Genomic DNA, 13,022 nt, shown 5'->3' on the forward strand with positions numbered 1-13,022 from the left:
AGCCGGGGATTCACCGGGCGGAACCGGTCGCGATGACAGCGGCCTGCGCGTAGGCAGCCGTCCACACCCGGTCGAACCGATCACGACCGATCACTCCCTGACGGCAGGCGAGAGCGGCGTCGCCGAGCGCTTGGGCCAGGGTCTCCAGACGGAGCTGCTGGGCGCGCTCGGCCGCGGTGTCTTCGCTGAGCCCGGACCGACATGCCGATACCGTGACCACGCGCCGACGGATGCTGCGCGAGCGCCGCGACAGGATGATGCCGATCGGAAGCAGAGCAGCGACGAGCAGCATCGCAGCGAGCAACGGAGAAAAACCCGCGGCGCACAGCACCACCCACGCGACGACGCCACCGCCGAGCGACAGCGGAGTGAACCAGCGGTGCGCCTCGGCAATGCGCCGTTCCGCGTCCGTGGAGTCGGGCGGATAGACCGCGAGCACGCACGCGACGGTGCCGTAGTGGCTCACGGTCCTCGACAGATGGCCCCAGCATGGAGGGCACGAAGCGCTCGGCAGTGTCTGCGCGGGGACGTGATGGGGAGGACGGGACACGGACATGCCTCCCACGTTGCTCCGGACGCGTGCCTCTGAGCGCCTGACAGACGGAACACATACGGCGGCCGGCGTTTTCCATGCGGAATGGCGACGCCTCCGTGGTCGGCATATCGTCCTCATATCGAGAACGGCATACGGCCACGCAACGGCGCGCGCCCTGGACTGGAGGTATGACAGAGACTTCTGCCCTTCCCCGCTATCGCCGTACGGCGAAGCCGCCCCACGGCGACGGCCTCCTCCCGGAGCAGGCAGGGGCCGGGAGGGCCGAGCACGAGGCACCCGAGACGACCGCGATGGCATCGCCTGGCCGCATTGCCTCGCTCGACGTGATCCGCGGCGTCGCCATCATCGGCACTCTCGCCAGCAACGTCTGGCTGTTCCAGGCGTTCTTCGGCGAACGGGTGGTCGACATCTGGTGGCAGGACCTCGTCTCCGCACTTTCGGAAGGGAAGTTCCTGGGCCTGTTGACCATCATGTTCGGCATCGGACTCGAGATCCAGCGCCAGGCAGCGCTCCGGCGCGGCAGCCGGTGGCCCGGCACCTATCTCGTTCGTGCCGGTCTGCTCTTCATCGACGGAATGCTCAACTACATCTTCGTGGTGCAGTTCGACGTACTCCGCGCCTACGCCGTCCTCGGCTTCGTCGTGGCATTCGTCCTGCTGCTCCCGGAGAAACGCCAGTGGGTGTTCATCGGCGTGGCGCTCGTGACGCACGTCACGCTCATCCTTCTCCCCCTCTTCACCGGCAGCGTCATGATGTTCCCGGGCCTCGTGATCCCCGGGGAGTCCCCGACGGTCGGCGGCAGGCCGACATATTGGGAAGAGGTGCAGATGAACACCCTGACCGTGTTCTCCGACCTGACGGTCGGCACCGACACCGGCTCGATCCTCACCCTCGGTCTCGTCGTCTTCACCCTCGGCGCCATGCTCTACCGCCACGGACTGTTCGAGGCCCGCGGCGCGCGACTGCGCAGATGGGTCATGATCGTCGGCTTCGGTGCGGGCATTCCCGGCGAGGTCGTGTTCTTCCTCATGCAAGAGACGTTCGGACTCAACAGGTTCCTCTCCGCGCCGCTGGTCGCGTTCGGCATCCTCGCCCTCATGGCCTCCTTCTATCGAGGACACCGCATCGGATTCGTCGGACGCGGACTCTCCCTTGTCGGCCAGATGGCCCTGAGCTGCTACGTGCTCCAGAACATCCTCGGTCGGGTGGCGCAGTCGATCATCGGTCACTCGCCGCTTGCGGAGACGCTCGACCCGCTGGTCGGAACCCTGGCGATGTTCTTCGTGATCGCCGCTCTGGTGATCCTGTTCGCGAACCTCTGGATGCGCCGCTTCCGCAAGGGACCGCTCGAGTACGTCTGGGACGTCAGCTTCCGATTCCTCACCCGGAGCCGCGTGAAGGCGCCGACCGTCGCCTGAGATCGAGAACTTTCCGTGATCAAACCGTTGCATTCGTTATCTCGCCGTTATACAGTGATCACACGGTGAATGTTTGCTGTGGCATCCACCGCATGTGATTGCAGGACACTCTTGGTGCAAGGGACAAGGGCCGGTCGGGAGCCTCTCCGACCGGCCCTTTACTGTTCGCACTATTCTGTGAGGATGACCGATCGCAAGCTCGCCCTGGAGGCCTGGGAGAGCCTGTTCCGCGCGCAGCACGAGCTGTTCACCGAGATGATGAGCGACTTCGAGCACAGCGATATCGCGCAGGCAGAGTACGACGTGCTGCTCACCGTCACCCGCTCCCCCGACATGACCGCGCGGCTGCGCGACATCACCTCGAACATGCTGATCAGCCAGCCCAGCGTCTCGCGCCTGGTCGACCGCATGGTCACACGAGGACTCGTGGCGAAGTGCGCCGACCCCGACGACGGTCGCGGTGCGCTGATCCGGGCTACGGACGAGGGGGCCCGGGCCTTCCGCTCGCTCGCCACCGTGCACGGACGCTCGATCGCCGACCGCATGTCCCGTCTCGACGACGACGAGCTGCGCGCCCTGCGCGACCTCGCGGAGAAGCTCCGCGCCCGCTGACGCCCTCGGCCTCGGCCTCGGCACCTCCCCTGCCCGCACACCCTGACCAGCCCCTGCCCGCACCCCCGCAGGAGGAGATCTCCTCGTCGGGCGGACGTATGGCCGAAGACCTTCCTCCCGACGTGGAGTTTCCCGCCCACCACGATGCCCCCCGGAACGGCCTCTCTGCATTTCTGGCAGGGTGGGGGGCGAAGGCGCGCACCACGGCGCGCTCGGGACCGCCCCTTCGGGGGGACCAGGGAGGTCATTCATGGAGATCGCCGGAATCGTCGGCATCCTCGTCATCGTCGGAATCGCGGTCGTCGTCGCCGTCGTTCTGCTGCTCATCCTGCTGCTGTTCGCACGCAGCTGGATCAAGGTCGCGCGAGCCGACGAAGCACTCGTCATCTCGGGCCGCAAGCAGAAGATCCAGCGCGCGGTCATCGCCGCCGACGGCACGACCAGCTCCGAGCTGGCGGAGTCGCCCGTCACGGTCATCGTGAACGGCAAGTCGCTCGTCAACCCGATCACGCAGCGCCACGAGATCATCTCGCTGCGCTCGCGGCAGGTGTCCCTCAACGCCGAGGCCCAGTCACTCGACAGCGTCACACTGAACGTCGACGGCGTCGCGATCGTGAAGATCGGCTCCGACCCCCTGTACGTGCGCCGCGCGGCCGAGCGATTCGCCTCGCAGGACAAGGCCATCGAGCAGTTCACGACCGAGCAGCTCGAAGGTGCCCTCCGCGGCATCGTCGCCACGCTCTCCGTCGTCGAGCTGATGCGCGAGCGGAAGAAGTTCTCCGACCAGATCGCCGCCGACGTCTCGCAGGAGCTCGCCGAACAGGGCCTGATCCTCGACTCGTTCCAGATCAAGGGCATCACCGACAAGGTCGGCTACATCCAGTCGCTCGGCGCCCCCGAGATCCAGGCGAAACGTCAGGCCGCCGAAATCTCGCAGACCAACGCCGACCGTGCGATCAATCAGAAGAACATCGCCAACAAGGAAGCCAACCTGATCGAGCAGACCGCGCTCGACACCAACACGGCCAACTCCGACTCCGGGATCGGCCGCGCCCGTGCCGAAGCCGAGCAGGCCGAGGCGCTGGCTCGTGCTCAGGCTGAGCAGGCCGTTCTGCAGCAGCAGGCCGAGAACAAGCAGGCCCAGCTCGACGCCGACGTCAAGCGCGTCGCCGATGCGCAGCGGTATGAGGCCGAGACCCGCGCACAGGCCGAGCTCTACACGCGCGAGCGCGCCGCCGAGGCTGCCGCGATCGAGCAGGTCAAGCAGGCCGAGGCCCGCACCCGCATCGCCGAGCAGCAGGCGCAGGCCGACAAGGCTCGTGCCGACGGTGAGGCCGCGGCCGCGATCGCCAAGGCCAGCGGTGAGGCGAACGCGCTGCGTGCTCAGGCAGAAGCCGAGGCCGAAGCCCGCCGTCTGCGCGCCAGCGCTGAGGCCGACGCCATCCGCGCCGAGGGTGATGCCCGTGCCGCCGCTCTCGAGGCGGAGGCGAAGGCCATCGCCTCGAACCAGGACGCGTTCCTCTCGCAGCGCGTGCTCGAGGTGCTGCCGTCGATCATGGCCGAGTTCTCCAAGGGTTACGCGGCGATCGGCAACGTGTCGATCATCGGCAGCTCCGGCGAAGACGGCGCGTCGAACGTCGTCGGCGCCGACAGCGCGAAGGCCCTGCGCTCGGTGTTCGACAGCGTCCACTCGGCAACAGGGCTCGACCTCGCCGGGATCATCCAGGGTCAGGCCGTCGGCCGCGGCTTCGGTGCAGGAGTCGCCGAGGCTACGCCGCCCGCACCCGCACCCGCGCCCCGAGTGTCGACGCCGACCACTCCACCACCGCCCGCTTCCGCAACCCCCGCAGCTCCCGCAGCTCCCGCAGCAGAGTAGGCGGAGCAGCAGAGCACTTCGGCGGATGCCGCGACCGACCCGGTCGCGGCATCCGCTGTTTCCGGAGCGGGCACCGCCGTCCCCGGTTCACGACTCAGGACACCTGCCCCCGTGGACGCGCCGTACTGCCCGCTCCGCCGAATCCCTCGCAGATCTCCTGAGTTCCGAACGGCTCCGGACGTCGCCCGACCCGGCAGACTGGACGGATGACCCCCGCCGCATTCGACCTCGCCGCCATCGGCGCGGGGCTCTCGTTCGCGGCCGCCCTCGACGAGGTCTCGGCCGCGCTCGACACGAGCGGGTCGGTCGTCGTGACCGCGCCCCCGGGCACCGGCAAGACCACACTCGTACCGCCGCTCGTGGCCTCACGGCGCAGCGGTCGGGTGATCGTCACCCAGCCTCGCCGTGTCGCCGCCCGCGCCGCCGCCCGCCGACTCGCCCACCTCGACGGCTCGCCCCTCGGCGCACGCGTCGGCTTCACCGTCCGCGGCGAGCGCGCGGCCGGTCCGGAGACACGGGTCGAGTTCGTCACCGCCGGCGTGCTGCTTCGACGCATGCTCGACGACCCGGGGCTCGACGGCGTGGATGCCGTGATCATCGACGAGGTGCACGAGCGCGCGCTCGAGACCGATCTGCTGATCGGTCTGCTCTCCGAGGTGCGGGAGCTGCGCGATGACCTCATGGTCATCGCGATGTCCGCCACCCTCGACGCGACACGCCTCGCCTCCGTCATCGCCACGGATGCGACACCGGCGCCGATCGTCGACCACGACGTCCCGGCCTTCCCTCTCGCCGAACGCTGGGCACCGAGCCCCGTGCCCCGGCTCGACGAGCGCGGTGTCACGTGGGGATTCCTCGACCACGTCGCGGCGGTCACGGTATCAGCGGCACGGGATCTGGTCCGCGAGAAGCCCGATGCCGACGTGCTGGTCTTCGCCCCCGGTGCCCGCGAGGTGGCGGAGATCGCCCGCCGCGTCCGAGATGCCGGCGACAGGTTCGATGTGCGGGAGCTGCACGGCCGCGTTCCCCCGGCCGAACAGGACGCCGTGATCCGGGGCCGTACACCGCACGACCGTCCGCGCATCATCATCACGACGTCGCTCGCCGAATCCTCGCTCACCGTGCCGGGCGTCCGTCTGGTCGTGGACACGTGCCTGTCGCGGTATCCGCAGCGCGACGCCGCCCGCGGCATGACGGGCCTGGTCACCAGCGCTGCGCCTCGCTCGTCGTGCGTGCAGCGGGCCGGACGCGCCACGCGCCAGGGCCCCGGCGCGGTGATCCGCTGCGTCGACGAGCGTTCGTACGCGGCGGCACCCGCCCGTCCGGTGCCGGAGTTGGCCGTGGTCGACCTCGCCGATGCCGCGCTCCTGCTCGCGTGCTGGGGTGCCCCGGGTGGAAACGGCCTGCGGATGATCGACCCGTTGCCCGCCGCCCACCTGGCCGACGCCATCGCTGTTCTGCACGGCCTCGGCGCGATCGACGACGAGGGCCGCGCCACCGCCGAGGGACGTGCACTGGCGCGCATCCCGACCGATCCCCGGCTGGCCCGTGCTCTGCGCGACGGCAGCCCGACGGTCGGCAGCCGTCTCGCGGCTGAGGTCGTCGCGCTCGTGGGTGGCGATCTGCGAAGCCCCGAGGCCGACATCGCGCGGGCCCTCATCGCCCTCAGAAACGGGCGGACCCCGGACGCCCGCCGATGGCGAGACGACGCGAACCGCCTCGAACGCATGATCGGCCCGGCGCCGGGCGTGCGCGCGGACCTCGACGGGGTCGGCCTCGTGATCGCGCTGGCTTTTCCCGAGCGCATCGCCCACCGCGTCGAGCGCACCGCCACCGGAGCGACGTACCTGCTCGCCTCCGGGACACGCGCAGGGGTGACGGGCCCGCTCGCGGCCGTCGAATGGCTCGCCGTCGCCGACGTGACCCGTGCCTCCGGCCGTGCGGCGGCCGGGTCCGGTGCGATCATCCGCTCCGCTGCGGCGCTCACCGAGCTGCAGATGGAGCAGGCCGCCAGCCACCTGATGACCGACCGCGTCGAGGCAGACTTCGTCGGAGGTCGTGTCCAGGCCCGACGCGAACGCCGGATCGGTGCGATCCTGCGCACATCGGTGCCGGTGCGGGCATCGGCCCAGGAGGGGCGGGATGCCGTGCGTCGTGTGCTCCGGCGCGACGGACTCACGCTGTTCAGCTGGCCCGACGCCGCCGACGGACTGCGCCGCCGTCTGGCGATGCTACGACGCGAGCTCGGCGATCCGTGGCCCGATGTCTCGGACGCCGGACTGATAGAGACCCTCGACACCTGGCTGGCGTCCGAGCTCGACGCCCTGGCATCCGGCACCCCCGTGGATCGCCTGGACCTGCTGTCGGCTCTTCGTCGGCTGCTGCCGTGGCCCGAAGCGGTGCGACTCGACGACCTCGTGCCGGAGCGCCTCGAGGTGCCCAGCGGATCCCGCGTCCGCATCACCTACCCCGAACCCGACGGCGACCCGACGTCACGTCCTGTCGTCGCCGTGAAGCTGCAGGAGTGCTTCGGCTGGGCGGAGACCCCCCGCCTCGTCGACGGACGGGTACCGGTGCTGTTCCACCTGCTGTCCCCCGCGGGGCGTCCGCTCGCGGTCACCGACGACCTCGCCTCGTTCTGGTCCGGCCCCTACACACAGGTCCGCGCCGAGATGCGGGGGCGCTACCCGAGGCATCCCTGGCCCGAGGATCCGTGGGCCGCCACACCGACCAAGCACACCAAGAACCGCGCCGCGCGCTGAACACCGACCGGGACGGGAGTCAGCGGGTGCGCCGCCGCAGTGTCAGCGAGGCGAGCACGAGAGCGCCGACCGCGAAGGCCACGACGATCAGCAGCGGACCGAAGACATCCCACCCCTCGTCGCCCGCGGCGACCGCGTTGATCGTGTCGATCGCGTAGCTCAGCGGAAGCCAGTCGGAGATCGCGTGCAGCACATCGGGCATCTGATCTCGCGGCATGAAGAGCCCGCCGAGGATGATCTGCGGGAAGACCAGCAGCGGCATGAACTGCACCGCCTGGAACTCGGTCTGCGCGAACGCGCTCGCGAGCAGACCGAGCGCGGTACCGAGCAGCGCGTCGACCACCGCGACCAGGCCGAGCTGCCAGAGCGGACCTTCGACGTCGAGCCCGCACACCCCGACGGCGAACGACACCGTGATCACCGCCTGCAGCAGAGCCATCAGACCGAACGCGAGCGCGTACCCGAGGATGAAGTCGGCCCTCTCGAGCGGGGTCGTCATCAGGCGTTCGAGGGTGCCCGAACGGCGCTCGCGCAGGGTCGTTATCGAGGTGATGAGGAACATCACGATGAACGGGAACAGCGCCAGGATCGCGCCGCCGAACTGATCGAAGACGCCGTCCTGATCGCTGAACAGCCAGGCGAAGAGGCCCACGAGCAGACTCGGCGCGATGAGCATCAGCGCGATCGACCGCGGGTCGTGCCGCAATTGGGTGAGCACGCGTCCGGCGGTGGCGAACGTCCGGCGGCCGTTCATTCTCCGGCCCCCTCCTGCTGGTCGCGCGCTCCTCGGCGCGATCGCCTCGTGTCGCCGACACCAGCCGCGCGGTCGCGCTCGATCAGCACGAGGAACGCGGCCTCGGCGTCGGTCGTGCCGGTGTCGGCGAGGAGCGAGGTCGGAGTCGTGTCGGCGATGATCCGCCCCTCGCGCATCAGCAGCAGCCGGTCGCAGCGCACGGCCTCGTCCATCACGTGACTCGACACGATGAGCGTCACCCCTCGATCCGCGAGGGCGCGGAAGAGGGTCCAGAGCTCGGCGCGCAGCACGGGGTCGAGTCCCACCGTCGGCTCGTCCAACACGACGAGCTCGGGCGCACCGATGAGGGCCACCGCGAGCGACACCCGCGTCGCCTGCCCTCCGCTCAGAGAGTCCACGAGTTGCCCCGCCTGCGGGCCGAGACCCACCTCGTCGATGACCCGATCGACGTCGCCCTTGGGCGCCTTGAGCAGCGAGGCGAAGTACAAGAGGTTCTGACGCACACTCAGATCGCCGTAGACCGAGGCCCCCTGCGTGCCGTACGCGACCCGGTGCCGCAGCCGTCGCGACCCTCCCGGCTCGCCCAGTACCGTCACCTCGCCCGAGGCGATCCTCTGCACGCCGACGATCGAGCGCATGAGCGTGGTCTTGCCGCATCCGGAAGGGCCCAGCAGGCCCGTGATCTGGCCGCGGGGGATCGCGAGGTCGATCCCTCGAACACGTGCACCGCCCCGCGACGCACACGCAGCTGCGCGATCTCGACGGCGGAGTTATTCATCATGTGATGAATTATGCGCCCGCCCGTCGTCCGCGTCAACGGGATCCGCACATACCCGATGCCGACGTTCGGCGTCAGTCGAAGAGGTAGCGCTGAACGGTCGGGCCGAGACGGGAGACGAGTTCATCGATCGATGCCGCCGCAAGCGCCGGCAGCCGAAGCACATAGCGTGCGATCAGCAGCCCGGCGATCTGCGAGGCGACGAGCGAGGCACGCAGATCGGCGTCGTCGACGTCGAGGCGCCGAGCCACCCGGGAGAGAAGTTCGCGCGACAGGAAGCCCGCCAGCAGCGGGGTCGTGAGCCGACTGCCGATCGCGGTGCGCAGCAGCATGACTCCCCGACGGCGCACCTCGGGCTGCTCGAACGCCTCGAGGACGTACCGGATCAGCCGGTCGCCGATCTCGTCACGCGGACCCGCGAGGATCCCCGGCACATCGACATCCGGTCGCAGCGGAATGCCCACGGCTTCTGCGAAGAGATCGGCCTTGGTGCCGAAGTAGTGATGCACGAGGGCAGAATCCACACCGGCCCTGGCGGCGATGGAGCGGATCGTCGCGCCGTCGTATCCTTTTTCACCGAAGTCGTCGACCGCAGCCGCGATGATGCGCGCTCGCGAGTCGGAGACGCCCCGGGGGCGGCCACGCCGCCGCGCGGGCTTCTGCTCGGTCATGTCCGTCAGCCTATGACGCGCGACGAGGGCACGGCGCGCAAGTCAGTCGAGCAGATGGCGGAGGTAGCGGGTCGGATGCTCGAGGAACGAGCGCCAGTGGTTCACGATCTCGAGGTCGTCCCACTCCGCCGGCCGCACACCCCACTCCCCCACTTCGAGGATCTTCGCGCCGGGAAGAGCAGCGAGCACCGGCGAATGCGTCGCGCACAGCACCTGGCCGCCCTCATCGGCGATGCGACGGAGCACGGCGATGAGCGCGAGCGTCGAGTTGAAGGACAGCGCCGCCTCCGGCTCGTCGAGGCAGTAGAAGCCCGGCTCGTCGAATCGGCTCTCCAGCAGGGCGAGGAACGATTCGCCGTGACTCATCTCGTGGAACGGGACGTCGCCGCGGGCCGAGGGGTTCTCCTCCAGGTAGGTGTAGAACGAGTGCATCGTCTCGGCGCGGAGGAAGAAACCCCACCGATTCGCCCCCACGCCCCGCTGCAGCCGCAGCCAGTCCGACAACGGCGACTCGGTCGCGCGCGTGGTGTGCCTGGCCTGGCGGGAACCGCCCTCGGGAGAGAGCCCATAGGCGATCGCGATCCCCTCGACCAGTGTCGACTTGCCGCTGCCGTTCTCGCCGACCAGGAACGTGACGCCGGGGTCGAGGTCGATCCCCTCGCGCAGCACCTGGGCGACGGCGGGGATGCTCGTCGGCCATACTGCGCCGGGTGCGGGGGCGTCGTCGTTCGGGCGCACCGCCACGACGGGCTGCTGACGTCGACGGCGGGAGGCCGGCTCCCAGAACTCATCCATCGTGATCCTCCGCGTGTCGTCTCGTGGAGGCTACCGGCATCCGGGGACACCCGCGCGACCGAGGACCGTCAGCACTCGATGACGTTGACCGCGAGGCCGCCTTCGCTGGTCTCCTTGTACTTCGTCGACATGTCGGCCCCGGTCTGGCGCATGGTCTCGACGACCGCATCCAGGGAGACGTAATGGCTGCCGTCGCCGCGCAGGGCGAGGCGGGCGGCGGTCACGGCCGTCGACGCGGCGATCGCGTTGCGCTCGATGCACGGGATCTGCACGAGTCCGCCGATGGGGTCGCAGGTGAGACCGAGGTGGTGCTCCATCGCGATCTCGGCGGCGTTCTCGATCTGGCGGTTCGTGCCGCCCATCACCGCCGTCAGGCCGCCGGCTGCCATGGCGCAGGCGGAGCCGACCTCGGCCTGGCATCCGCCCTCCGCCCCGGAGATCGACGCGTTGGCCTTGAACAACGACCCGAGGGCCGTCGCGGTCAGCAGGAAGCGGCGGATGCCACGGCGACGGTTCGCCTCGGCGGTCTGCTCTTCGTCGAGGTCGCTCCCGTCGCTCACCGCGCGCACATCCGACTCGAACCCGAGGAGTGCGCTGCCGACCAGCTCGCCGTAGGGCGTGACCGCGTTGCCCGCCCCGAGTCCGGAGTCGGCGAGGAACCGCCACCAGTACATCGCGACGGCCGGGAGGATTCCGGCGGCACCGTTCGTCGGCGCCGTGACCACGCGGCCACCCGCGGCGTTCTCCTCGTTGACGGCGAGCGCGAACGCGCCGAGCCACTCACCCGGAAGCTCACGATGGCCGTCGGCCTCGACCTCTTCGAGCTGGCCGCGGATCACTCCGGCCCGCCGCTTGACCTTGAGGATGCCGGGAAGCGTGCCGTCGGCGTGGAGACCCGCATCCACGCACCCCGACATCGCGTCCCAGATCGCGTCGAGGCCGGCCGCGACCTCTTCCTCGCTGCGCAGCGAGGTCTCGTTGAGTCGGGCCACCTCGGCGATCGAGAGTCCGTTCTCGTCACAGAGTGCGAGCAGCGACGCGGCATCCGCGTACGAGTACGGGAATCCCGAGGTCGCGAGCTTCGCCTCCTCGCCATCGCGCCGGATGAACCCGCCGCCGACCGAGTAGTAGGTCTCCTCGGCGACGACCTGCTCCGCGGAGTCCCAGGCGGTGATGGTCATGGCGTTCGGGTGACCGGGAAGCCGGGTGCGCGGCGCGAAGACGATGTCGTCCTTCGCGAAGGGCACGTCGTGCGCGCCGTCGATGCGGATCACGGCTTGTGCCGGCAGGTCGGTCCAGGCCGAGCGCACCTCGGCGGGGTCGCAGGTCTCCGGCGCGAGTCCGCGGAGGCCGGCGACGACGGCATCCGGCGTCCCGTGCCCGATTCCCGTCGCGCCGAGCGATCCGTACAGTGTGCTTCCGATGCGGGTGACCTGCGGCAGGACGCCCGTCGCAGTGAGTCGTCGTGCGAAGTCGAGAGCCGCTCGCATCGGTCCGACCGTATGGGAGCTCGAAGGCCCCACTCCGATGGAGAAGAGGTCGAAGGCCGAGACGTACGCAGTCACCCCTCCAGGCTACGCCGGATCGGCGACTTCGGTTCACCGAGGTTAACTCGCCGTCCCGTCAACCCCCTACAGCCCCATCCGCCGCCGAGGCATCCTGAGCGGACGACATCATCGAAAGGGGTCCCCATGACCGACAGCACTCCCGAGCCCGAGCCCACCGACGAGCTCTCCGCCGAGGCGCAGACTCCGACTCCCACCCCGACCTCCGACACGAGCGACGGCGAGGTCACGACACCGGCACAAGCCGACTCCCCCGAAGACGCCGACCCGAGTGAAGTGCCCCGCACCGAAGACCTCGAAGAGCCCAGCACCGAGAAGGCCCCGGGCGAGGAACCCAAGGCCCCGAAGCGCGACGAGCCCGAGCCCGATCACGAGGCGGTCGGCATCGGCGTGGTCGACACGGAAAAGCCGCAGGCCGGCTGAGACCCGCGACCGCGCTACCAGGTCAGCGGGTCGAGCCGCAGGTAGAAGTCCTGACGGGCAGAGTCGAGATCGATGCCGTACCGCGCAGCGAAGTCGTCGTCCGCCCGACGGGCGGTGCTCTCGTCGGGCCACGTCTCGCGGGCGTTCGCCAGGAGCAGGGCGATGTCGGCGTAGGGGTCGGCACGCCCGAGCCGGCCGACATCGATGAGTCCGGCGACGTGCGAGCCGTCGGGCGCGATCAGGATGTTCGGCAGGCAGAAGTCGCCGTGGCAGACCACCGCTTCTGCCTGCTCCTGGACGATCCGTCGCGGGAGCTCGCCCTCGAGGCCGGCGAGGATCCGCGACGGCGGCACATCCTGCAGCGCGACGGGCAGGAACTCGGTCTGCACCCGGTCCTCGGCGACCGTCGCTCTGGCTGCCGTCATCATCCCGTCCACTCCCTGGCCGTAGGGGCAGTCGGACACCGGGACGGCGTGGAGACGCCGCAGGATGTCGGCGATCGCCGGCCACGCCGCACGCAGACCGGCCGCATCGAGCCGGTCGGCGGGGACTCCCTCCACCGCAGAGGTCACGAGGGCACCGCCGTGCGCGGTGAGACGCCACTCGATCACCGACGGACCGGGGATGCCGACGCTCGCGAGCCATGCGATCCGGTCGCGCTCGGCCGCCAGTTCGTCCGCCTGCGACGAGGGGACCACCTTGACGTATCGCCCACCGGCCTCATCGCGAAGCACAGCCGCGCCCGACTCGCCGCTCTCCACGGGCAGCCAGTCCGCACCATCGGGGAGCAGTTCTGCGGGAATGTGCATCTG

12 protein-coding genes are annotated in these 13,022 nt (G+C 69.9%); 5 read left to right on the forward strand and 7 right to left on the reverse strand.

The annotated features are described in order from the left end of the window. Positions 1-10: 10 nt before the first annotated feature. Positions 11-673 carry a DUF6611 family protein gene (locus GZ64_RS0109055; protein ID WP_331280735.1) on the reverse strand — a complete coding sequence of 221 codons (663 nt, stop codon included), beginning with the start codon at positions 671-673 and terminating at the stop codon, positions 11-13. Positions 674-723: 50 nt separating this feature from the next. On the opposite strand from GZ64_RS0109055, the gene GZ64_RS0109060 reads away from it, so the two are divergent. The 4 genes from GZ64_RS0109060 (at position 724) to hrpB (ending at position 7,224) form a co-directional block, all read left to right on the forward strand. Beyond that, entirely contained in the window at positions 724-1,974 is a 1,251-nt protein-coding gene (locus GZ64_RS0109060) for a DUF418 domain-containing protein (RefSeq protein ID WP_051667906.1), read from the forward strand. Between the two features lie 183 nt (positions 1,975-2,157). After that, complete coding sequence (locus GZ64_RS0109065) at positions 2,158-2,586, forward strand: MarR family winged helix-turn-helix transcriptional regulator (RefSeq protein ID WP_021198144.1); 429 nt, start codon at positions 2,158-2,160, stop codon at positions 2,584-2,586. Between the two features lie 250 nt (positions 2,587-2,836). Then, positions 2,837-4,462, forward strand: coding sequence for an SPFH domain-containing protein (locus GZ64_RS0109070; protein ID WP_036331293.1), 1,626 nt, complete (start codon positions 2,837-2,839; stop codon positions 4,460-4,462). Between the two features lie 206 nt (positions 4,463-4,668). Next, complete coding sequence (hrpB, locus tag GZ64_RS0109075; RefSeq protein ID WP_029266051.1) at positions 4,669-7,224, forward strand: ATP-dependent helicase HrpB; 2,556 nt, start codon at positions 4,669-4,671, stop codon at positions 7,222-7,224. A gap of 19 nt (positions 7,225-7,243) precedes the next feature. On the opposite strand, the gene GZ64_RS0109080 is transcribed toward hrpB, so the two are convergent. From GZ64_RS0109080 to GZ64_RS0109100, 5 genes are all read right to left on the reverse strand, one after another. After that, positions 7,244-7,978, reverse strand: coding sequence for an ABC transporter permease (locus tag GZ64_RS0109080; protein ID WP_029259703.1), 735 nt, complete (start codon positions 7,976-7,978; stop codon positions 7,244-7,246). Further along, positions 7,975-8,688 carry an ABC transporter ATP-binding protein gene (locus tag GZ64_RS19055; RefSeq protein WP_136025434.1) on the reverse strand — a complete coding sequence of 238 codons (714 nt, stop codon included), beginning with the start codon at positions 8,686-8,688 and terminating at the stop codon, positions 7,975-7,977. The genes GZ64_RS0109080 and GZ64_RS19055 overlap by 4 nt, the downstream gene beginning before the upstream one ends. Before the next feature lie 142 nt (positions 8,689-8,830). Beyond that, on the reverse strand, positions 8,831-9,427 hold the full coding sequence (locus GZ64_RS0109090; RefSeq protein WP_029259701.1) for a TetR/AcrR family transcriptional regulator: 597 nt from the start codon (positions 9,425-9,427) through the stop codon (positions 8,831-8,833). A gap of 42 nt (positions 9,428-9,469) precedes the next feature. Continuing rightward, positions 9,470-10,222, reverse strand: coding sequence for an AAA family ATPase (locus GZ64_RS0109095; RefSeq protein WP_029266052.1), 753 nt, complete (start codon positions 10,220-10,222; stop codon positions 9,470-9,472). Between the two features lie 68 nt (positions 10,223-10,290). Further along, on the reverse strand, positions 10,291-11,787 hold the full coding sequence (locus GZ64_RS0109100; protein WP_029266053.1) for an L-serine ammonia-lyase, iron-sulfur-dependent, subunit alpha: 1,497 nt from the start codon (positions 11,785-11,787) through the stop codon (positions 10,291-10,293). A gap of 126 nt (positions 11,788-11,913) precedes the next feature. Between GZ64_RS0109100 and GZ64_RS0109105 the strand changes: the two genes are divergently transcribed. Next, positions 11,914-12,210 carry a hypothetical protein gene (locus GZ64_RS0109105; protein ID WP_029266054.1) on the forward strand — a complete coding sequence of 99 codons (297 nt, stop codon included), beginning with the start codon at positions 11,914-11,916 and terminating at the stop codon, positions 12,208-12,210. Between the two features lie 14 nt (positions 12,211-12,224). Here GZ64_RS0109105 and GZ64_RS0109110 read toward each other — a convergent pair whose 3' ends face one another. Continuing rightward, positions 12,225-13,019: an APH(3'') family aminoglycoside O-phosphotransferase gene (locus GZ64_RS0109110; protein ID WP_029266057.1), complete on the reverse strand. Its 795-nt coding sequence runs from the start codon at positions 13,017-13,019 to the stop codon at positions 12,225-12,227. Between the last annotated feature and the right edge of the window lie 3 nt (positions 13,020-13,022).

It is taken from the genome of Microbacterium sp. Cr-K32 (genome assembly GCF_000708345.1).
GTDB lineage: Bacteria > Actinomycetota > Actinomycetes > Actinomycetales > Microbacteriaceae > Microbacterium > Microbacterium maritypicum_A.